The 20184-nt window shown below is 26.7% G+C and carries 16 protein-coding genes; 7 read left to right on the plus strand and 9 right to left on the minus strand.

Annotated features, from left to right (window positions below; genetic code table 11):
• Positions 1 to 236: 236 nt before the first annotated feature.
• Entirely contained in the window at positions 237 to 1277 is a 1041-nt protein-coding gene (locus OM90_RS00005; RefSeq protein WP_058484826.1) for an IS30 family transposase, read from the minus strand.
• A 225-nt stretch (positions 1278 to 1502) separates the two neighbouring features.
• Between OM90_RS00005 and OM90_RS00010 the strand changes: the two genes are divergently transcribed.
• The gene (locus OM90_RS00010; RefSeq protein ID WP_058484827.1) at positions 1503 to 2021 is read left to right on the plus strand and encodes an amidase domain-containing protein; all 519 of its coding nucleotides are present in this window, start codon (positions 1503 to 1505) and stop codon (positions 2019 to 2021) included.
• Positions 2022 to 2058: 37 nt separating this feature from the next.
• Positions 2059 to 3006: a magnesium transporter CorA family protein gene (locus tag OM90_RS00015; RefSeq protein ID WP_058484828.1), complete on the plus strand. Its 948-nt coding sequence runs from the start codon at positions 2059 to 2061 to the stop codon at positions 3004 to 3006.
• Positions 3007 to 3037: 31 nt separating this feature from the next.
• Here OM90_RS00015 and OM90_RS00020 read toward each other — a convergent pair whose 3' ends face one another.
• Together OM90_RS00020 and OM90_RS00025 are read right to left on the minus strand one after the other, a co-directional pair.
• Positions 3038 to 4699 (minus strand): glutamine--tRNA ligase/YqeY domain fusion protein, encoded by a 1662-nt coding sequence (locus OM90_RS00020; protein ID WP_058484829.1) that lies wholly within the window; start codon positions 4697 to 4699, stop codon positions 3038 to 3040.
• A gap of 207 nt (positions 4700 to 4906) precedes the next feature.
• Positions 4907 to 5623, minus strand: a complete 717-nt coding sequence (locus OM90_RS00025; protein ID WP_058484830.1) for an ATP-binding protein — start codon at positions 5621 to 5623, stop codon at positions 4907 to 4909.
• A gap of 160 nt (positions 5624 to 5783) precedes the next feature.
• Here OM90_RS00025 and OM90_RS00030 point away from each other — a divergent pair, with 160 nt between their 5' ends.
• Both OM90_RS00030 and OM90_RS00035 read left to right on the plus strand, forming a co-directional pair.
• Positions 5784 to 6530 carry an AzlC family ABC transporter permease gene (locus OM90_RS00030; RefSeq protein ID WP_058484831.1) on the plus strand — a complete coding sequence of 249 codons (747 nt, stop codon included), beginning with the start codon at positions 5784 to 5786 and terminating at the stop codon, positions 6528 to 6530.
• Positions 6527 to 6829 carry an AzlD domain-containing protein gene (locus OM90_RS00035; RefSeq protein ID WP_058484832.1) on the plus strand — a complete coding sequence of 101 codons (303 nt, stop codon included), beginning with the start codon at positions 6527 to 6529 and terminating at the stop codon, positions 6827 to 6829. Before OM90_RS00030 ends, OM90_RS00035 begins: the two co-directional genes overlap by 4 nt.
• A gap of 49 nt (positions 6830 to 6878) precedes the next feature.
• Here OM90_RS00035 and OM90_RS00040 read toward each other — a convergent pair whose 3' ends face one another.
• The 5 genes from OM90_RS00040 to OM90_RS00060 all read right to left on the minus strand — a co-directional run bounded on the left by OM90_RS00040 (position 6879) and on the right by OM90_RS00060 (position 15868).
• Positions 6879 to 7190 carry a hypothetical protein gene (locus tag OM90_RS00040; RefSeq protein WP_058484833.1) on the minus strand — a complete coding sequence of 104 codons (312 nt, stop codon included), beginning with the start codon at positions 7188 to 7190 and terminating at the stop codon, positions 6879 to 6881.
• An 81-nt stretch (positions 7191 to 7271) separates the two neighbouring features.
• Positions 7272 to 9368: a methyl-accepting chemotaxis protein gene (locus tag OM90_RS12710; protein WP_058484834.1), complete on the minus strand. Its 2097-nt coding sequence runs from the start codon at positions 9366 to 9368 to the stop codon at positions 7272 to 7274.
• Between the two features lie 231 nt (positions 9369 to 9599).
• Positions 9600 to 10922 carry a glycoside hydrolase family 10 protein gene (locus tag OM90_RS00050; protein ID WP_058484835.1) on the minus strand — a complete coding sequence of 441 codons (1323 nt, stop codon included), beginning with the start codon at positions 10920 to 10922 and terminating at the stop codon, positions 9600 to 9602.
• Positions 10923 to 10993: 71 nt separating this feature from the next.
• Positions 10994 to 11818: an aldo/keto reductase gene (locus OM90_RS00055; RefSeq protein ID WP_330381802.1), complete on the minus strand. Its 825-nt coding sequence runs from the start codon at positions 11816 to 11818 to the stop codon at positions 10994 to 10996.
• 285 nt (positions 11819 to 12103) lie between these two features.
• A complete protein-coding gene (locus tag OM90_RS00060) occupies positions 12104 to 15868 on the minus strand; it encodes a phosphoribosylformylglycinamidine synthase (RefSeq protein ID WP_084757865.1) in 3765 nt (1254 codons plus the stop codon).
• A gap of 144 nt (positions 15869 to 16012) precedes the next feature.
• On the opposite strand from OM90_RS00060, the gene OM90_RS00065 reads away from it, so the two are divergent.
• The 3 genes from OM90_RS00065 (at position 16013) to OM90_RS00075 (ending at position 19855) form a co-directional block, all read left to right on the plus strand.
• Complete coding sequence (locus OM90_RS00065) at positions 16013 to 16900, plus strand: LysR family transcriptional regulator (protein ID WP_058484838.1); 888 nt, start codon at positions 16013 to 16015, stop codon at positions 16898 to 16900.
• Between the two features lie 78 nt (positions 16901 to 16978).
• On the plus strand, positions 16979 to 18055 hold the full coding sequence (locus OM90_RS00070; RefSeq protein ID WP_058484839.1) for an NAD(P)H-dependent flavin oxidoreductase: 1077 nt from the start codon (positions 16979 to 16981) through the stop codon (positions 18053 to 18055).
• A 168-nt stretch (positions 18056 to 18223) separates the two neighbouring features.
• Complete coding sequence (locus OM90_RS00075) at positions 18224 to 19855, plus strand: methyl-accepting chemotaxis protein (RefSeq protein WP_058484840.1); 1632 nt, start codon at positions 18224 to 18226, stop codon at positions 19853 to 19855.
• 117 nt (positions 19856 to 19972) lie between these two features.
• Here the strand turns inward: OM90_RS00075 and OM90_RS00080 are convergent, their stop codons facing one another.
• Positions 19973 to 20155, minus strand: a complete 183-nt coding sequence (locus OM90_RS00080; protein ID WP_058484841.1) for a Spo0E family sporulation regulatory protein-aspartic acid phosphatase — start codon at positions 20153 to 20155, stop codon at positions 19973 to 19975.
• Positions 20156 to 20184 lie beyond the last annotated feature (29 nt).

Here is a 20184-nt window from a genome sequence, read left to right on the forward strand (position 1 = left end):
TCTAAATTGCAATATTAAATGCAACACTTATGTTTAGTAGAAATCATGCTTGATTTTAGGTGTTAAAGTATAAAATTAGCCTTAAGCCCTTCTTGATTATTTTCTTGAGCGACTGCAGAAGGTAGTCAAGGGTTGCCGTTAGGCAAGACGAAGTCTTTACCCTTGACTACCCTCAAAGAAGCTCTATAATCTACAAGAAAGAAGGGCTTAAGCTGTTTTTGACGTGTTTTCATATGCTATATTATAATTTCTTCATTAAAGCATTCTTCAGGTGTTTTATAACCTAATATTCTTCGTGGAAAGTTATTTATCCATTGTTGTATACGCTTTATTGTTTCTTCAGAAAAATCTTTAATGCTCTTTCCTTTAGGAATAAAACGCCTAATAAGTCCATTATGACGTTCGTTTGTTCCACGTTCCCATGAAGAGTAAGGATGAGTATGATAAACTTCTATTCCTAATTTTTCTAAGGCTTTAGATAGGTTACAAAATTCTGAACCATTATCTGCTGTTATAGTACGGAATATCTTAGAAACTTGCTTACCGTATAAATTATTTAATTCTAAAAGTTTTTTGTTAACAGCATTACTATCTTTTGAATCTAAGACAAACAGTAGTTCATAGCGAGTTTTTCTCTCGGTTAAAGTTAAAATAACTGAATCTTTAGTTTTTTTCCCTACTATTGTGTCAATTTCCCAATGACCGAAAGTTTTACGTAATTGTACTTCTTTAGGCCTTTGTTCAATGCTTTTTCCCATAATACGTCTATTTTTACGAATCCTTTTTCTTTTAGGTTTTATTCTGAGTTTAAGATTTAGATCTATGTTTTTTACTTTTAATAAACCTTTATCTATATAATTGTACAATGTTTTTGTGCATACAATATCCGTGTCTTTCCATTCATGCTTTCTCTTACATAAACCAACAACTGCATCTGGGGACCATTTTTCATTTAGTATCTTATCTTCTGCAAATTTTATAAATTTCTGAACCTGAGCCAATTTATATTTTGCTCCGCAATTTCTACGATTTTTTTCATAAACTGCTTGTCCTGTTTCAGGGAAATATTGTTTATATGATGATAAATCGCTACGCAACTGAGTTGTTGTCCCCCTTCTAATTTCACGACTGATTGTACTAGGAGAACGACCTAATTTTTTAGCAATATAACGTTGGCTTTTTCCCTCTTTTAATAAGGCAGCAATTTGTCCTCTTTCATAAGCACTTAGGTGTTTAAATTTTCTTTTAGTTGTGGTATTATTAATTTTGGCAACCATAGTTGAGAACCTCCTGTATGTTTAGATTTTGGCACCTAAATCATACATGATTTCTCACTATGGTTGTCAATTATTTTTTTTATATTTTTTTATCTGTTGCATTTAATTTTACAACGAACCATTAATAAATTTTTTATTAGTTTTTCTTAGAATTATTTAAGTTATGTATTCATAAATTTTTATTAAATAATTTTTGAAATAAATTTTATGAAAAAGGGAGATACTATGAAAAAAGTGTATGACCGTCAAAAAGCTGTTGAATATGCTATTAAATATGGATTGTTCCCAAATACTGAATATGTTTATTACCAAGGAAATGATTGTACTAATTTTATTTCTCAATGTTTAAGAGCAGGTGGAGCAAAAAATCATTATCATCCTACTCATCCTTGGTGGTATGAAAATGGAAAATCTTCTATATGTTGGGCTGTCGCTAACTCCTTATATTGGTATATACGTGTAATGAGTACAGAAAATAAATTCGGAATAAAAGCGAAAACAATTTCTATAAAAGGGGATTATTTATATAATCCCTCTATTAGTCATTTATTAGAAATAGGTGATATTATTCAATATAGAAATAATAATAACAAAATACAACATTCTGCAATTATTTCAGGTTTTGAAATTCGAAAAGGAATAAAAGAACCTTTAATATGCCAACACACCTTTGAGGCAATAAATATTACTTGGCGAAAAAATTTTAAAGAAACTATTTTCCACCATATTATAGGAATTAATTAAAAATTTTGTCTGTATACAAAATATTAAGGAGTGAAACATGAATATTTATCATCTTACTCAAAATAAAATTCTTAAAGACATTGCAGATAACCTATCTTGGTATAACAAAGAAAATAGTTATTTTATTATATGTTTAACAAAAGAAATAAAACTTCTTCAGCCAATATTTAATTTTGATATATGTACTGACGGAAGATATTTAAATATTGATGAAAATATTCGTTTTGACAGCTTTGAAAATTATGATTTTATAAGTTTAAATTCTTTTCACTTTTTAGATAATAAGATATTTTTTGAAGAAATAAATTTATATATAGGAGTTAACTATATCATTCTCGTAGGTGAACCTAAAAGTTCTATAGTGTATGAAATTGAAAAATATATTGCACAAAAACTCAATATGATAAATACCCCCTCTCATGAATTAAACAGAATTTACTTTTGGATTTTTGATAGACTTCTTAGCCATTTTTTTTCTTCTTTAGAACTTTTAGAAGATAGACTTCAAACACTAGAATCTAATATAATAAAAAATTTAGAACAAAAGCAATTTGTAGAAATTAATAGTATAAGAGAACAAATAAATCAATTAAAAAAATACCTTCGTCCCCTTTTATATATAGGTGACCAAATTCTTGTAAATGAAAATGGATTTATTAAGCCAAATCATACTAAATATTTTAAAAATATTGACATCAGAATGAATAAATTATATGACTATCTATTGAGTTTAAAAGAAATGGGAGATCAATTATTATATTTATATGAATCAGTTCTTACATCTCAAACTAATGATATAGTAACTCGTTTAACTATTCTTACCATTTTCTTTGGTCCTTTAAATATTATTACAGGAATTTATGGTATGAACTTTAAATATATGCCGGGTATTGAATGGAAATATGGATACCCCACAGTTATTATTTTTATGTTAATTCTTACGATATTAATTTACTTTATATTTAAAAGGAAAAAATGGCTATAAAAAAGGCGGTTTTCATTTATTGAAAACCGCTTTATTTCCAAGAACTTCGTAAGGATACTATTCTATTAAATACTAAATTATCTTTTGTAGAATCTTTAATATCTACTGTAAAATAACCCTGTCTTAAAAATTGAAACTTATCTCCAGGTTTTGCATTTAATACAGAAGGTTCAATTATACAATCTTTTAATACCTTAAGGGAATTTTTATTAAATGTTAACTCTTCCTTTCCTTCTTCTTTTATAAATAAATAATCATATAATCTAACTTCTGCTTTAACACCATGATCTTTTGATACCCAGTGAATAGTTCCTTTTACTTTTCTACCTGTAAATCCACTTCCACTTTTTGTAGCAGGGTCATAAGTACAACGAAGCTCTATAATTTCTCCAGTTTTTTCATCTTTTATTACTTCTTCACATTTAATAAAATATGCATTTTTTAGTCTTACTTCTTTACCAGGAGATAAACGGAAAAATTTCTTTGGAGGATTTTCCATAAAATCTCCTCTTTCTATATATATAACTCTAGAAAAAGGAACTTTTCTTTTTCCCATTTCAGGATTTTCTGGATTGTTTTCTACATCAAGCATTTCTACTTGACCTTCTGGATAATTTGTAATAACTACTTTAAGAGGTTCTAATACTGCCATTATTCTTGGTTGCTTTAATTTTAAGTCTTCTCTTATACAATGTTCTAAAAGTGCTATATCAACTACTCCTTTACTTTTAGCTACTCCTGTTCTAAGACAAAAATCCTTGATAGCTTCTGGTGTATATCCTCTTCTTCTTAATCCTGAAATTGTAGGCATACGTGGGTCATCCCAACCATCCACATATCCTTCTTCTACTAATTGCCTGAGTTTTCTCTTACTAGTTACCATGTTACTTACTTCAAGTCTTGCAAATTCTATTTGTTTTGGAGGATTCTTAATATTAAGAGCTTGTAAAAACCAATTATACAATGGCCTATGGTCTTCAAACTCTAATGTACAAATAGAATGAGTAATTCCTTCTATAGCATCAGAAATAGGATGTGCATAATCATACATAGGATATATACACCATTTATCTCCTGTTGTATGATGACTAGTATGAGAAATTCGATAAATAACAGGATCTCTCATATTTATATTTGGAGAAGACATATCTATTTTTGCACGAAGTACTCTAGATCCATCTGGAAACTCTCCATTTTTCATTCTAATAAATAAATCTAAATTTTCTTCTACAGAACGATTTCTATAAGGACTTTCCTTTCCAGGTTCTGTTAAAGTTCCTCTATATTCCCTAATTTCATCAGCACTTAAATCATCAACATAAGCTTTTCCTTCTTTTATAAGTTGTATTGCATACTCATATAATTTATCAAAATATGAAGAAGCATAATATAATCTATCTTCCCAATCAAAACCTAACCATTTTACATCTTCTTTAATAGACTCTATATATTCTGTATCCTCTTTTGTAGGATTAGTATCATCAAAACGTAGATTACAAACTCCTTTATATTTTTGTGCTGTACTAAAATTAAGCCAAATAGACTTTGCATGTCCTATATGTAAATATCCATTAGGCTCAGGAGGGAATCGTGTATGTACTTTATCATATACTCCTTCCTCTAAATCTTTTTCAATAATATCATGGATAAAATTTGAAAACTCTTCTGATGTTACTTTATCATTTACTTCCATGAATAAATATCCTCCTTATATAAAATATCTGTATTAAATCCTAACACAAATTTTATATAGTTTCAATGTAGTTTTTCGTTACTTTGATAAATAAATTAATAAAATTTTTTATAAGTATATAAATATTATAATCTAAATTCTAACTTAATATTATACATTTATAATAAAAAAGTCCTTTTTAATAATTTAAAAAGAACTTTTTATACTTTACAATATTTCTCCTCTTGTTGTTATTATTATTTCTCTATAATTTATAATTTTTTCTGCCTCTAACATAGCTTTTTTTACTGCGGATACAATCCCACCACAACAAGGAACTTCCATCCTTACAACAGTAATACTTTTGGGATTATGTTTTATTAACATTTCTGTAATCTTTTGTGTGTAATATTTATTATCATCTAGTTTAGGACAACCTATCATTGTAATATGATCTTTAATAAAATCTTGATGAAAATTAGCATAAGCAAAAGGAGTACAATCTGCTGCAATTAACCAATTAGAATTATTAAGATATTCTGCACTAGGATTAATTAATTTCAATTGAACCGGCCATTGCATTAGCTCAGATTGAATTTCTATTTTAGTTTCAACCTTATTTTTAAATTGTTTTTTTTCTCTTTCAATAGTCTTTGCCATCATTCCTGGACAAGTAAAAGAAATATTAGCATGATTATTTTTCCCTTTTTCCGTCATTTTCTTTTTTACTAATTCTTCATTATATGGTTTGCTTTCTCTTTCAATAATTTTTATAGCATTAGTAGGACACTTAGGAAGGCAATCTCCTAATCCATCACAATACTCATCTGAAATTAACTTAGCTTTTCCGTCAACTAATTCAATAGCTCCTTCATGGCATGCTTCTACACATAATCCACATCCATTACATTTTTCTTCTTCTATTTGAATAATTTTTCTTAACATTTTATTTCCCCCTATAAAAAATAAATTATAATTTATTATAAAAAATTCTCATATAAAAATCTGTGATATATATTACAATTTAAAATCAAATTATTGACTATTTATTATCATGAGTTATAATAAATTCAACGTCAATTATACTGAAGAAATGAGGAGAAACATGCAAATATTTTCATTAAATATTTTTTCAACCATAAAGAATAATTATTTTAATGATTTTTTTCGTGGTTTTAAGTCAGGAATACCTATTGCTTTAGGATATTTTCCTGTTTCCTTTACTTTTGGATTAATGGCAGTTAATGGAGGACTACCAGTATTGCTCACTGTTTTTATTTCTTTATCTAATTTTACATCTGCTGGACAGTTTGCAGGAACTTCCTTAATTATTGCCAATGCTCCTTTATTTGAAATTGCATTAACTACTTTTATAATAAACATTCGATATATGTTAATGTCTTTATCTTTATCCCAAAAAATTACTTCCGAAATGTCTTTATTTAAAAGACATATTATAGCTTTTGGGATTACTGATGAAATTTTCGCTATTGCTTCTTTAGAAAAAAATAATATTTCTTTTTCATACATGTTAGGACTTATTATAACACCATTTTTAGGATGGGCTCTAGGTACGGCTACTGGCGGAATAGCTTGTTCTATACTCCCAGCTAAATTACAAAGTGCTATGGGAATAGCCCTATATGCTATGTTCATAGCCTTAATTATTCCTCCTGCTAAAAAATCTAAAGCTTCATTAGTTGTAATAACATCTGGAGTTTTAATTAGTTCAATTATAAAATGGTGTCCTTTTTTACATCAAATATCAACTGGTTTTAGAATAATTATTGCTACTATCATAGCTTCAAGTATTGGAGCATTATTTTTTCCAAAAGGAGAAGAAGAACTATGATATATTCTTTTACTGCTGTTATAATTATGGCTATTGTGACTTATATACCAAGAGTTTTACCTCTTGCCATATTCAAAAAAAAGCTTAAATCAAAATTTATTTCTTCGTTTTTATTTTATGTTCCTTTTGCTGTCCTAGGCGCTATGACTTTTCCTGATATTTTATACTCTACTAATAATATATTTTCTGCAACTGGTGGTATGATTATTGCTCTTATTTTAGCTTATTTTCAAAAAAATCTTTTAACAGTAGCTATAAGTGGTATTATTGCAGTATATTTTATAGAATTATTTATATAGCATAAATTTAATATAACTAAAAATAGAACTAGGAAGTATTCTCCTAGTTCTATTTTTCTCTAACAATTTTAAACTTTGGCTCATTATTCTTTAATTCTTCTATTTCTGAGTTTAATTTATTATAAATTAAATCAATTTTAGTATCTAATCCTCTAATTTCTTCTCTCATTTCTAATCTAAAATCATGTAATTCAGTCTCTAACTTATCTAATCTACTATCCACTTTATCTAATCTACTATCCACTTTATCTAATCTACTATCTACTTTATCTAATCTGCTATCCACTTTATCTAATCTACTATCCACACTATCTAATCTATCTAATATTATCTTAAACATTGCTTTAATATCATTATCCATTTCTAATCTCCTCTCATACAAACATTATATCTTTACAAACCATTTTTTTCAACCCTCCTAAATATTATTTAAATATTCTATTTATTTTAATTCAAACTTAGATACGCTCTTTTTAAGAGTTTGAATTGATTCTCTTAAATTATTCGCTAGACTTGCTAATTGCTCAGAAAAACTTGTTTGTTCTTCACTAGTTGCAGTTACTTCTTCTACAGAAGCTGCACTTTCTTCTATAATAGCTGCAATATTTCCAATTGCTTCTGTTGTTTTATTTTTTTGCCCTTCTATTTCTGTTATTGATGAATTAATATCTTCTATTTCCTGTATTACTTTACTTATAGATTCTGCCATTTCTTTAAAACTATTTTCTGTTTCATTTACAATTATACTTTGTTCTTCAAATATCTTATCTGAAGTTTTTACCATGGATACTGTATTTTTTACATCTAACTGTATTCTAGAAATAATATCACTAATCATCTTAGTTGAATCTTTTGAATCCATAGCTAATTTTCTAATTTCTTCTGCAACTACTGCAAATCCCTTTCCTGCTTCTCCTGCTCTTGCCGCTTCTATAGCTGCGTTTAAAGCTAAAAGATTAGTTTGTTCACTAATATTTTCTATAGCTTGCACTACTTTAATAATTTCATTAGCTTCTCTATCTAAATTTTTTATTTCTTCATTGATTGCTTGTGTTGATTCTACTGCATTTTGTGTTTTTATATTTAATTTTGATATAGTATTTTCTGCATAATCTCTAGATTCTTTAGTCCTACTTATCATTTCTATAACATTTTCTATCCTTTTAACTACATTATTAATATTTTTATCTAAAGCCTCCATTAAATGGTATCCTTCTTCGGCTTGTTTTGCTTGTTCACTAGCACCTTGAGCTATCTCATTAATTGCTGTAGAAACTTGAGTTGATGATGCCGCTGATTGTTCTGATTCAATCTTAATAATTTCTGCTCCTTCTTCTACTTGTTTTAACACATGATTTACTTCATTGATTAAATTATGTATATTTTCTATCATTTTATTAAAACTTTGTGATAATCTTCCTATTTCATTCTTACCCTTAATTTTAGAAGATACAGTTAAATCTCCATTTTCTGCTTTTGACATTAAATTCATTATATTTTTTATAGGACCGGATATACTAAAAGCAATTAAACTTCCAATCGCTACTGATAAAATTATACATATTATTACTATAGCTAAAATACTTTGTTTTACAAAATTCATTTCACTCATAAGAGAAGAAACAGATTCATCTGTTATTATCTTCCATCCATTTGTAGTAGTAGCATAGCTAACTATATTTCCTTTTTCAATAAAACTATCACTTAATCCTCCACTAAAAACTGTATCTAAATATTCATAATTCATTTCTTTACCTAAATCATCTTTGTTTAAATCTCCAATATTTACTTTATTTTCGTTTAATATATATATATCAGAACTTTCTGTTGTCTGAATATTTTTAAATGGAGAAGTTATATATTCGCTATCAACAGATATAACTAATATTCCTACTTCTTGAATAGTTTGAATTGATTTTATAGTTCTTAATAAATATATATTTTGATATGAATCGTTTAATCCTGTCATCCATACCATATCTTTATTATTTTCTTCTAAATATTTCTTGAATAGTTCATACATTTCATTATTATTGCCATTATCATGCTTTTCATTTAAAACAGAATCCGTACCAATTCCTATCTTTGTTCCATCTTTCCTATATAAATATATACCTTTTATATTAACATCAGAATTTCTTATGGCAAACAAAGCATTTTCAGCTGTATTTTTAGCCTGTAATTTTGCATAATAAGACTCTTCTTTATCCATTTCTTCTAATGTACTAATAAAATCTACATTTCCCTGTATCATCATAGACATTCGCTCTATCTCTTCTATTTTAGAATTAATATTTAACATTAATTGTACTATCATCTGTTTTGAATAAAAACTAACTTTATCTTTTACAGTTTTCTCTGCATTATAATACGAAAATATCCCCACTAAACTTAAAGGTATAATACTTAAAAGTATAAAAGATATAATTAATTTTTTTCCTATCCCCATATTATATCTTGAATTAAATAAATTCTTAAAAGATCTATTTTTCCCTCCCCTTTTTTTTAACTTAAAATTAACACTAGATAATTTTTTCATTTGTTTTCCCCCTCTAGTTTTAATATTCTGTACCTTTAAATATTAAAAACATTCACTTACTAATATCGACTATAATTCTAATAATAATAAGACTTTTAATTAAAATTTATGTTTATTACTAATTATTTATATTAATTTTTCATGAAAAAAATCAATTATTACACCAATTTAGTTTAATAATTAAAATATCTATTTTATTATAATGTATATATTATTTTTGTAAATATAATTTTATATATTTTTTATAGCATCTAACTCTTTATGTATTTGTTCTTCTAAATGTTTTTCTGGATTCCACAAAAAATCATATCTAAACAATACAAATCCTCCATAATTGTCATTTATTCTTCCATCGTTTATCATTTTTTCAAGAATATTATCAGTTTCAATCCATTCATATTTTCCTTTTCCTGCATAAATATCTTCACGTCCTATTTTATAAGCTGCTAATCCTATATATAATTTTATATCATTATTTTTAATTAATTTATTCCACTGATTTATAAGTTTATCATAAGAATATGTAGAATGATTATATCCAAAATAAATTTGAGGACAAATATAATCAATATATTCAGAACTTGATAACCATTTATAAATATCTATGTATTGAGTATTATAATTTTTATCAATAATTCCTTGAGGACTTATTCCAAATTTTATTGAATCATCATAATTCTTAATAGATTTGTATATTTCTTTAATTAATAAATTTACATTTTCTCTTCTCCAATCTTCTAAGCTAAGCAATCCTCCCTCATTCTTATACTGTTCATAATCAACTTTATCAAATTGTGGGTCTGTAGTAGGGTAAAAGTAATCATCAAAATGTATTCCATCTACATCATAATTTTCAACTATCTCCATAACTCCTTTTATAATTAAGTCCCTTACATCTTCACTTGCAGGATTATAATAAATGCCATTATCAATTTTTATTACTCTATTACTTCCATCTGTTAACCACTTTAAAGCTATATTATTATCACTTATTGGTTTATTATTATTTCTTATTCTATAAGGATTTATCCATGCTTCTATCTTTAATCCCTTTTCATGTGCTTTATCTACCATAATTTTAAATGGATCAAACTGTGGCGCTATCCCTTCTGTTCCTGTTATAATATAAGACCATGGAAAATATTTTGAAGGATATAAAGCATCACCAAAGGGTCTAACCTGTACAATCACTGTATTTAATTTAGCATTTTTTATATTTGAAAACATTTCCTCAATAGATAACTCAAAATCTATTTCATTTTTATTAATAACATTTTGCAAATCTAAATAAGAAATCCAAACAGCTCTTACTTCATCATCAATATCTTTCTCAAAATCAGATATTCTTTTTTCATCTTTATATTTATATACTAAGCCATTCAATAATATTGTTGAACTTTTTAATAAGTTAGTATTTTCTTCTAATATAAAAGTTGTTAAAAAATCTTTTAAAAATTCAATATTACTTAATTCATTTCCATAAGTTAAAGTAAAACTTGAACAACTTATACATAAAATTAACATTAACATAAATACTTTTTTTAACCCCTTCACTTTTTCCCCTCCCGTAAAAATAGTGGTGAATAAATAGCATTCACCACTAAATTGTACCATAAAATATAATTCTATAATAAATAAATTTTATCTGGGTCACTTCCAACTCTTTCTCCAGTATTTAACTTTTCAATTTTTTTCATATCTTCTTCAGATATTTCAAAATCAAAAATATCTGCATTTTCTTTAATTCTAGATGCATTTACAGATTTGGGGATAGTAACTACTCCTGTTTGAATATCCCATCTTAAAGCTATTTGAGCAATAGTTTTATTATATTTTTGTGACAATTCTTGCATAAGAGGAATATTAAAAATTTTACCTTGCATAAGAGGAGCCCAAGCTTCTAATTGAATCTTATTTTCTTGACAAAATGCAAGTAATTCCTTTTGAGAAAGCTGTGGATGATATTCTACTTGATTTACCATAGGAATAATTTCACAAGATTTCATAAGATCTTCTAAATGATGAATTTGAAAATTACTTACCCCAATTGCTCTAATTCTTTTTTCTTTGTAAAGTTTCTCCATAGCTTTCCAAGTTTCTTTACTAATAGGTTTAGGCCAATGTATTAAATATAAATCAAGATAATCTGTATCTAATCTTTTAATTGTTTCTTCGAAAGCTCTTAATGTTGTATCATATCCTTGATCTTTATTCCACACTTTACTGGTTATAAATATTTCTTCTCTTTTTATTCCACTAGCTTTTATAGCTTTTCCTACTCCTACTTCATTTTGATATGCAGCAGCAGTATCTATATGCCTATACCCTACCTTTAAAGCTTCTAAAACAGCCTTTTCTACTTCTTCTCCATCTGGTATTTTAAAAGTACCAAAACCAAGCAAAGGCATCTTAACTCCATTATGTAAAGTTACTGTACTTTTAATATCCATTAAACCCATCTCCTTTTTATGATAATATTATAAAATATATTATATACATTTATTTTCCCCAATAAATCGTTTAAAATCTATATAATATTATCACTTATTACTATCTAATAATTTTTAATATAATAAACTTAAACTCTTTATTATTTTAGTTAATTAATTTTTATTATATAATAATATAATATCATATATTGTTTACAATTCAATATTAATTATTATAATATTTCTTATGCATAAATATTAATATAAAAAAAGACTATCCTACAAAATAGGATAATCTTTTTATAATTATGAGAAATAATTTACTCCTGCTTCAAATAACTTTTGGTCTTTTGCTCCTACTATATTTTTGGCTACATTACTCCCTATCCTCTCAGAATGTCCCATTTTCCCAAGAATTCTTCCATCAGGACTTGTAATTCCTTCTATGGCATTTATAGACCCATTAGGATTAAATGCTATATCATATGTTGGATTCCCTTCAAAATCTACATATTGAGTAGCAACTTGTCCATTAGAAAAAAGGGTTTCCATCATTTCAGGACTAGCGACAAATCTTCCTTCTCCATGAGATATAGGAATTTTGTGAATTTCTCCTACTTCTACATTGGCAAACCAAGGAGATTTTGTTGATACTATTTTAGTTGTAACCATACAAGATACATGTCGTCCAATAGTATTAAAAGTAAGAGTAGGGCTACTTTCATCAATCTCTCTTATTTCTCCATAAGGTACTAATCCTAATTTTATTAATGCTTGAAATCCATTACAAATACCAAGCATTAATCCATCTCTATTATTTAGAAAATTCATTACTGCTTCTTTTATTTTAGGATTTCTAAAAACAGTTGCAATAAATTTGCCACTACCTTCTGGTTCATCTCCCGCACTAAATCCACCAGGAATCATAATAATTTGAGAATTATTAATCTCTTTTACCATATTATCTATAGATTCTTCAATATGAGTAGGAGTCAAATTTTTAAATACAAAAGTTTTAACTATCCCTCCTGCATTCTCAAAAGCTTTCTTAGTATCATATTCACAATTTGTTCCAGGGAATACTGGCATAAATATTCTTGGTTTTGCAATTTTTAATCTTGATTTATTTGTATTTTTTTCACTATATATTTTACTTATAGGCTTTTCTTTTATTAATTTTGTTTTAGTTGGAAATACTTTTTCTAAGGGGTTGCTCCAAGCTTCCAACATTTCTTCTATAGAAATTTCAATATTATTTACTATAATATAAGGATTCTCTTGTGTTTCTCCAAGTAAAATATATTCTAATTCGTCAAGAACTTCTATATCTTCTTTATTTATTTCTATAATAATAGAACCATAATTAGGAGCAAATAAAGTTTTGGCATTTACTTCTTTTGTAAATTTCATCCCTATCTTATTTCCAAAACTCATTTTACTAATAGCTTCTGCTATTCCTCCTAATTTAACAGTATGAGCTGATAATATTTTTTTATTTTTTATTAACTCTGTTATTTTAGAATAATTTTTATCTAGTTGATTAAAATCTGGAAGCTCAAACTCATCTCTTTTTAAAGGAATATATACTACTGCACTTCCTACTTTTTTAAATTCTGGCGAAATAACATTATTTACATTTACTACATTTACTGCAAAAGCTGTTAAAGTTGGCGGAACATCTAAGTCCTTAAAAGTTCCTGACATACTATCTTTTCCACCAATGGCACCTATTCCAAGTATTTTTTGTACATAATAAGCTCCTAATAAAGCACTAAAAGGTTTCCCCCATCTTTTAGGGTTATCTCCTAATTTTTCAAAATATTCTTGAAGAGTAAGGCGAATATTTTTATAATCCCCTCCAACTGCTACTACCTTAGCGATAGCTTCTATAATTGCATATACTGCACCATGGAAAGGACTCCATTTAGCAATTTTAGGATTATATCCATGACTCATAATAGTTCCTGTGGTAGTATCTCCATTTAATACTGGAATTTTACCCACCATACATTCTGCAGGAGTTAATTGATATTTCCCTCCAAAGGGCATAAGAACTGTTGAAGCTCCAATAGTACTATCAAATCTTTCTACTAATCCTTTTTGACTACATACATTTAAATCTTTTAAATTAGCAAGCCAAGCTTCTTTAATATCATCAAGTTTTTCTTTAACTTCATCTAAAATAGTATTAAAATAATTTTTATCCTTTTTAGGTTTTTCTACAACTACATTTGTTTTTTGTTCTGCCCCATTAGTATTTAGAAAATCTCTACTAATATCTACTATCGCTTTGTTATTCCAAATCATTTTTAATCTATTCTCAGAAGTAACCTTAGCAACAACAACTGCTTCTAAATTTTCTTCTTCTGCCAAAGCAATAAATTCCTCTACTTTAGTTTTATCTATAACAACTGCCATTCTTTCTTGGGATTCAGATATTGCTAACTCTGTTCCATCTAATCCCTCATATTTTTTAGGTACTGCATTTAAATCTATTTCAAGACCATCAGCTAATTCTCCAATGGCAACTGATACTCCTCCTGCTCCAAAATCATTACAACGTTTAATCATGGTACTTACTTTAGGATTTCTAAATAATCTTTGAATTTTTCTTTCTGTTGGAGGATTTCCTTTTTGCACTTCTGCACCACAACTAATTAAAGATTCTTCATTATGTTCCTTAGATGAACCAGTTGCTCCACCACAACCATCTCTACCAGTTCTCCCACCTAAAAGTATTATCACATCTCCTTCTTCTGGAACTCCTCTTAACACATTTTTTCTAGGAACTGCTCCTATTACAGCACCTATTTCCATTCTTTTTGCTATGTATCCTTCATCATATATTTCTGCTACATGTCCAGTTGCTAATCCCACTTGATTTCCATAAGAACTATATCCATGAGCTGCTTCAGTTGTTATTTTTCTCTGAGGCAATTTCCCTGGCAAAGTATCTTTTACAGGAGTTCTAGGATCTCCACTTCCTGTTACTCGCATAGCTTGATAAACATAAGCTCTACCTGATAAAGGGTCTCTTATAGCTCCTCCAAGACAAGTAGCAGCTCCTCCAAAAGGTTCTATTTCCGTGGGGTGATTATGAGTTTCATTTTTAAACATAACAAGCCATTCTTCATTTTTTCCATCAATATCAACATTTACTATAATACTACTAGCATTAATTTCATCTGATACCTCAAGATCATCTAATTTCCCCAATTTTCTTAATTCTTTCATCCCCATAAGAGCTATGTCCATAAGGCAAATATTCTTTTCTTTTTCTTTGTATACTAATTTTCTTCCTTCTAAATATTTTTCATAAGCTTTTTTAATAGGAACTGTAAAATGCCCATTTTCTATTTCTACTTTTTCTATATTAGTTAAAAATGTAGTATGTCTACAATGATCAGACCAATAAGTATCTAAAACTCTTATTTCTGTTATACTAGGATCTCTATTTTCTTCTTCTTTAAAATATTTTTGACAAAACAATATATCATCAAAACTCATAGCCAATCCCAATTTATTTCTTAAAGCTTCTAATTCATTCTTATTTAAATTTATAAAACCTTCTAATATCTCTACTTCCCTAGGAATATCAAGTTCTATATCTAAAGTGTCTGGCTTTTCTAAAGAGGCTTCTCTTGAATCCACGGGATTTATACAATATTTTTTTATAGTTTCAAATTGATTATCTGTTATATTTCCTTTTAAAATAATTACCTTTGCTGTACGAATTATTGGTTTTTCTTTACGAGTTAAAATTTGAATGCACTGTGCTGCTGAATCAGCTCTTTGATCATATTGTCCTGGAAGATATTCTATGGCAAATACTCTTTCATTTTCCTCTATAGGAAATTCTTCATCATAATCAACTGGTGGTTCGGAAAAAATAGTATATTTAGCTTTATTATATGTTTCATCATCTATTCCATCTATATCATACCTATTAAGGATTTTCACATTTTCTAATTCTTTTATAAATAAATTTTCTTTTATATCTTTATACAAATTTTGTGCCTCTATATCAAATCCAGGTTTTTTTTGAACAAATATTCTTTTTATGCTATTCATTATTACAACCTCCATTTTTTATTATTTGAAATTCTAATTTTTAACACAAATATAATTTAATCTTCTTTACATATTAATTTTAACATGATATATTTAATAAAAAAAATTAATAATACTAATATCTTTTATAAGGAGAAGTAATAAATGGATGTTAATTTTGAATTATATAAAGTATTTTTTCATGTAGCTTCAACTCTCAGCTTTTCTGAAGCCGCTAATAAGCTTTTTATTTCTCAATCCGCTGTTAGTCAATCTATAAAAGCTTTAGAAGAAAAATTAAACACACAACTTTTTTTTAGAAATACTAAACAAGTTAAATTAACAAAAGACGGTGAAATTTTATTTTTGCATATAGAAAAGGCCTATAATCTTATTAAAAATGCCGAAAGAAATATTAATGAAATCCACTCTCTAGAACAAGGAGAAATTCGTATAGGAGCTAGCGACACCATATGCAAATATTATCTTCTTCCTTATTTGAAAAAATTTCACCTACTATATCCTAAAATTAAAATTCTTATAACTAATGGAACTTCTCCTAAATGTGTAGAATTTTTAAAACAAGGTAATGTTGATTTTATTGTATCTAACATTCCTAATAATTATGTTGAAAATTCTATGGAAATAAAAAATATTAAACCTATTCAAGACGTATTTATAGCAGGAATGCACTTTAAAGAACTAAAAAACAAAAAAGTTTCTTTAAAAGACTTAGAAAAATATCCTTTTTTAATGTTAGAAAAGAAAACCACTACTAGAGACTTCTTTGATTCTGTATTAAAAGAAAATAATATTAATATAATTCCTGAAATTGAATTAGGAAGCATAGACCTGCTTGTTGAAATGTCAAAAATAGGTTTAGGAATCACTTTTGTATGGGAAGAATGTATTATAAACCAATTAAAAAATAAAGAAATATTTATAGTCGATGTAGCAGAAAACATTCCAAAAAGGGGGATAGGAGTAATTACTCACAAACAAATCCCTCTTTCTACTGGTGCAAAAAAATTTATCGAATTACTAAAGGTATAAATTAATTTGACTTTGTATATACTTTCATATATACTTTGATTATCAAAATATTTGTAAATCAAATAAAGGAGAGATATAATGAAACTTCCCTCATTAAAAATAGGAAATCTCATTGCAGATATTCCTATTATTCAAGGTGGTATGGGTATTGGCATATCTAGAGCTAAACTTGCTTCAGCAGTTGCTAATGAAGGTGGCATTGGAATTATTTCTGGCGTTCAAATTGGTTTTAACGAACCTGATTTTGAAACTAATAATAAAGCTGCTAACATAAGAGGACTACAAAAAGAAATTAGAAAAGCAAGAAAATTAAGCCCCAAAGGAATAATTGGTGTAAACTTATTGACTGCAATGAATAATTATAAAGAAATGATTTTAACTGCTGTCAAAGAAAAAATAGACCTCATAATTTGTGGAGCAGGTCTTCCTGTGGACCTTCCTGAATTGGTTGAAAATTCTGCTTCTAAAATTATTCCCATAGTTTCTTCTAGTAAAGCTGCAACAATTATAACTAAATTATGGGATAGACGATATAATCGTATTCCTGATGCTTTAATTGTAGAAGGACCAAAAGCAGGAGGACATTTAGGTTTTTCTCTAAAAGAACTTAATAAAAAACCTATTCCCAATTTAGCAGATATAGTAAAAGAAGTGTTATCAGCTATTAAACCTTTTGAAAAAAAATATAATAAAAAAATACCAGTTATTGCTGCTGGAGGTATTTTTGATGGCTATGATATTGCAAAGCATATAAAAATAGGAGCATCAGGAGTTCAAATGGCAACTAGATTTGTTACAACTTATGAATGTGATGCTCATGATAATTACAAAAAAGCTTATATAAATGCATCTAAAGATCAAATACAAATTATAAAAAGTCCTGTTGGTATGCCTGGTAGAGCTATTAGAAATAAGTTAATAGAAACTTTAGAAAAAACTAATAAAAAAATATCCAAATGTTATAATTGTTTAAAACCATGTGATCCTTCTACTACTCCTTACTGCATTTCAGAAGCTTTGATAAAAGCCTTAAAAGGAGATACTGATAATGGATTAATTTTTGCAGGAAGTAATGTTTATAAATTAAACAAAATAATATCCGTTAAAGAATTAATAAATGAATTAGTTAATGAAACTTTAATTGCTTTAACATAAAAAATCCCTCAATTTATCGAGGGATTTTTATCTTTATTTATATAAAAGCTTGTAGTGACAACTTACATAAAATATGCTATCATAATTATATCAATTTCAAGACAAAGAAGTCATGCCTATTTATCATTAGGTATGACTTTTATAGTCTAAGAAAGGATTTGCATTATAATGAAAAAAAGTATAAAAAAATATTTTATATTTCAACTTCTTACTATAGGAATTATTATTTTTATAGGAAATTTTTTTATAAATTTAACTTCAATATCTATACTATATAAAAATTTAATAATTACACTAATATCTATGCTTATTTTAGGCATATTCTCAATGCGAATTTTTTATTTAGTAAAAAAAGACTTATCCATTATTGAAGACTTTTTAAATGAATATTCCAATTGCAACTTTTTACATAGTATAAAAAAAGAATTTATGCTTTATGAATTTAAAAATTTACAAGATACTATAAAATCTCTTAGAAAAAAAATGCAAGTATTATTATACAATATGATGAATGCTAATGTTAAACTATCTGAATTATCAAATAAACTAAATGATAATTCAACTTCTTCACTAAATAGTATGAACAATATTTCTAATAATATAAAAGATATTATCCTGTATTTAAATAATGTTATAACTCAAGCTACAGAAAATGCAAATATTTCACAAAACTTATCCAAAACTAATACTGAAGTAGAATACCAGTGCAATAATGCTCAGCTAAAGAGTAAAGAAACTATTTCTACAATAAAATCTGATATTACTAATATAAATAATGTTCTAAATGATATGATAGAAATAGAGGAAATTATATCTAAATCTTCTAAAAATGTCGAATTGTTAAAAAAACATCTTAAAATTATATCACAAATGTCTGAAGCTATAACAAATATTGCAGATCAAACTAATCTTCTATCTTTAAATGCATCTATTGAAGCTGCAAAAGCAGGAAATGAAGGAAGAAGCTTTAAAATAGTTGCTGAAGAAATTAAAAAGTTAGCTATATCAAGTGCCACTACTGCAAAATATATAGATGAAAACATTGCTAATATTAACAATGTTATTAATAAATTTTTTGACACCATGGAATTAAGTATTTATAGAACTAAAAGTATTAAAGAAAAAAGTAAAACCGCTAGTGAAAATCTCTTAAAAATTAATGAACAGGTACAAGATATCGTTAACCTTATATTTAATATTAGTAATAATATTACTAATCAGGTTAAATCGAGTCAAATTATATCTATGAATAACAACAATCTATCTGATAATATAAAAAATACAGACAATATTATAAAAAATATCGAAAACAAAATAATAACACAAAAAAATATTGTTTTAGAAAATTCCAGTATTTCTCAAAATATTATGGATATATCTTATAATTTTCAAAATTTTATTAAACCATTAGAAGATGAAATTGATAAAGAGTTATTACGCATATGTCAAAAAATTGCCTTAAATTTTGTTGAGCAAAATATATCTAATGAAAAATTAGTACAGCTTTCTAAAAATACAGGAATCTCTGAGTTTTATATTACTGATGAAAATGGAGTAACTATTTATTCTAATAATCCTTTAGGCATAGGATTTAGATTCACAAATGATAAATCCACACAAGCATATGATTTTTATAAAATTTTATCAGGAGAAAAGCAAATGGTTGTACAAAAAATGAGAAGACGAGATATAGATGGACAAATTTATAAATTTGCTGGAGTTTCTAGACAAGACCAAAAAGGAATTATACAAGCTGGCTTAAGTATAGATGATATAATAAATTTTAGTGCAAAATTGTAAAATTTAATAAACTAAATTTTAGTAAAAGATTAAATTAAAAGTCAAAGAGAATTATTATAATCCCTTGACTTTTTAATTTTTGTATTTCTTTCTTATATAATATTGCTATTTTTATATTTAAACTTTATTGTTAATATTCTTTTTTAAATATTCAACTAATAAGTCATCTAGTACTTTGCTTACATATATAATTTCTTTATTGGATATCTTATCCATTTTTGAAGCAATCAAATTATTTAAAACTTCTCTTGTATACTCTATTTTTACATTAATATTCTGTAAATTATTACTATATGACATTTAAATTCCCCACTTTTAAGTATTTCAAA

The organism is Defluviitalea phaphyphila, assembly GCF_001466305.1.
GTDB classification, from domain to species: Bacteria; Bacillota; Clostridia; order Lachnospirales; family Defluviitaleaceae; genus Defluviitalea_A; species Defluviitalea_A phaphyphila.

Bases quoted from the DNA above. Each gene is read 5' to 3' on its own strand.
- OM90_RS00005 (WP_058484826.1), bottom strand. From the start codon at position 1,277: ATGGTTGCCAAAATTAATAATACCACAACTAAAAGAAAATTTAAACAC.
- OM90_RS00010 (WP_058484827.1), top strand. From the start codon at position 1,503: ATGAAAAAAGTGTATGACCGTCAAAAAGCTGTTGAATATGCTATTAAA.
- OM90_RS00015 (WP_058484828.1), top strand. From the start codon at position 2,059: ATGAATATTTATCATCTTACTCAAAATAAAATTCTTAAAGACATTGCA.
- OM90_RS00020 (WP_058484829.1), bottom strand. From the start codon at position 4,699: ATGGAAGTAAATGATAAAGTAACATCAGAAGAGTTTTCAAATTTTATC.
- OM90_RS00025 (WP_058484830.1), bottom strand. From the start codon at position 5,623: ATGTTAAGAAAAATTATTCAAATAGAAGAAGAAAAATGTAATGGATGT.
- OM90_RS00030 (WP_058484831.1), top strand. From the start codon at position 5,784: ATGCAAATATTTTCATTAAATATTTTTTCAACCATAAAGAATAATTAT.
- OM90_RS00035 (WP_058484832.1), top strand. From the start codon at position 6,527: ATGATATATTCTTTTACTGCTGTTATAATTATGGCTATTGTGACTTAT.
- OM90_RS00040 (WP_058484833.1), bottom strand. From the start codon at position 7,190: ATGGATAATGATATTAAAGCAATGTTTAAGATAATATTAGATAGATTA.
- OM90_RS12710 (WP_058484834.1), bottom strand. From the start codon at position 9,368: ATGAAAAAATTATCTAGTGTTAATTTTAAGTTAAAAAAAAGGGGAGGG.
- OM90_RS00055 (WP_330381802.1), bottom strand. From the start codon at position 11,818: ATGGATATTAAAAGTACAGTAACTTTACATAATGGAGTTAAGATGCCT.
- OM90_RS00060 (WP_084757865.1), bottom strand. From the start codon at position 15,868: ATGAATAGCATAAAAAGAATATTTGTTCAAAAAAAACCTGGATTTGAT.
- OM90_RS00065 (WP_058484838.1), top strand. From the start codon at position 16,013: ATGGATGTTAATTTTGAATTATATAAAGTATTTTTTCATGTAGCTTCA.
- OM90_RS00070 (WP_058484839.1), top strand. From the start codon at position 16,979: ATGAAACTTCCCTCATTAAAAATAGGAAATCTCATTGCAGATATTCCT.
- OM90_RS00075 (WP_058484840.1), top strand. From the start codon at position 18,224: ATGAAAAAAAGTATAAAAAAATATTTTATATTTCAACTTCTTACTATA.
- OM90_RS00080 (WP_058484841.1), bottom strand. From the start codon at position 20,155: ATGTCATATAGTAATAATTTACAGAATATTAATGTAAAAATAGAGTAT.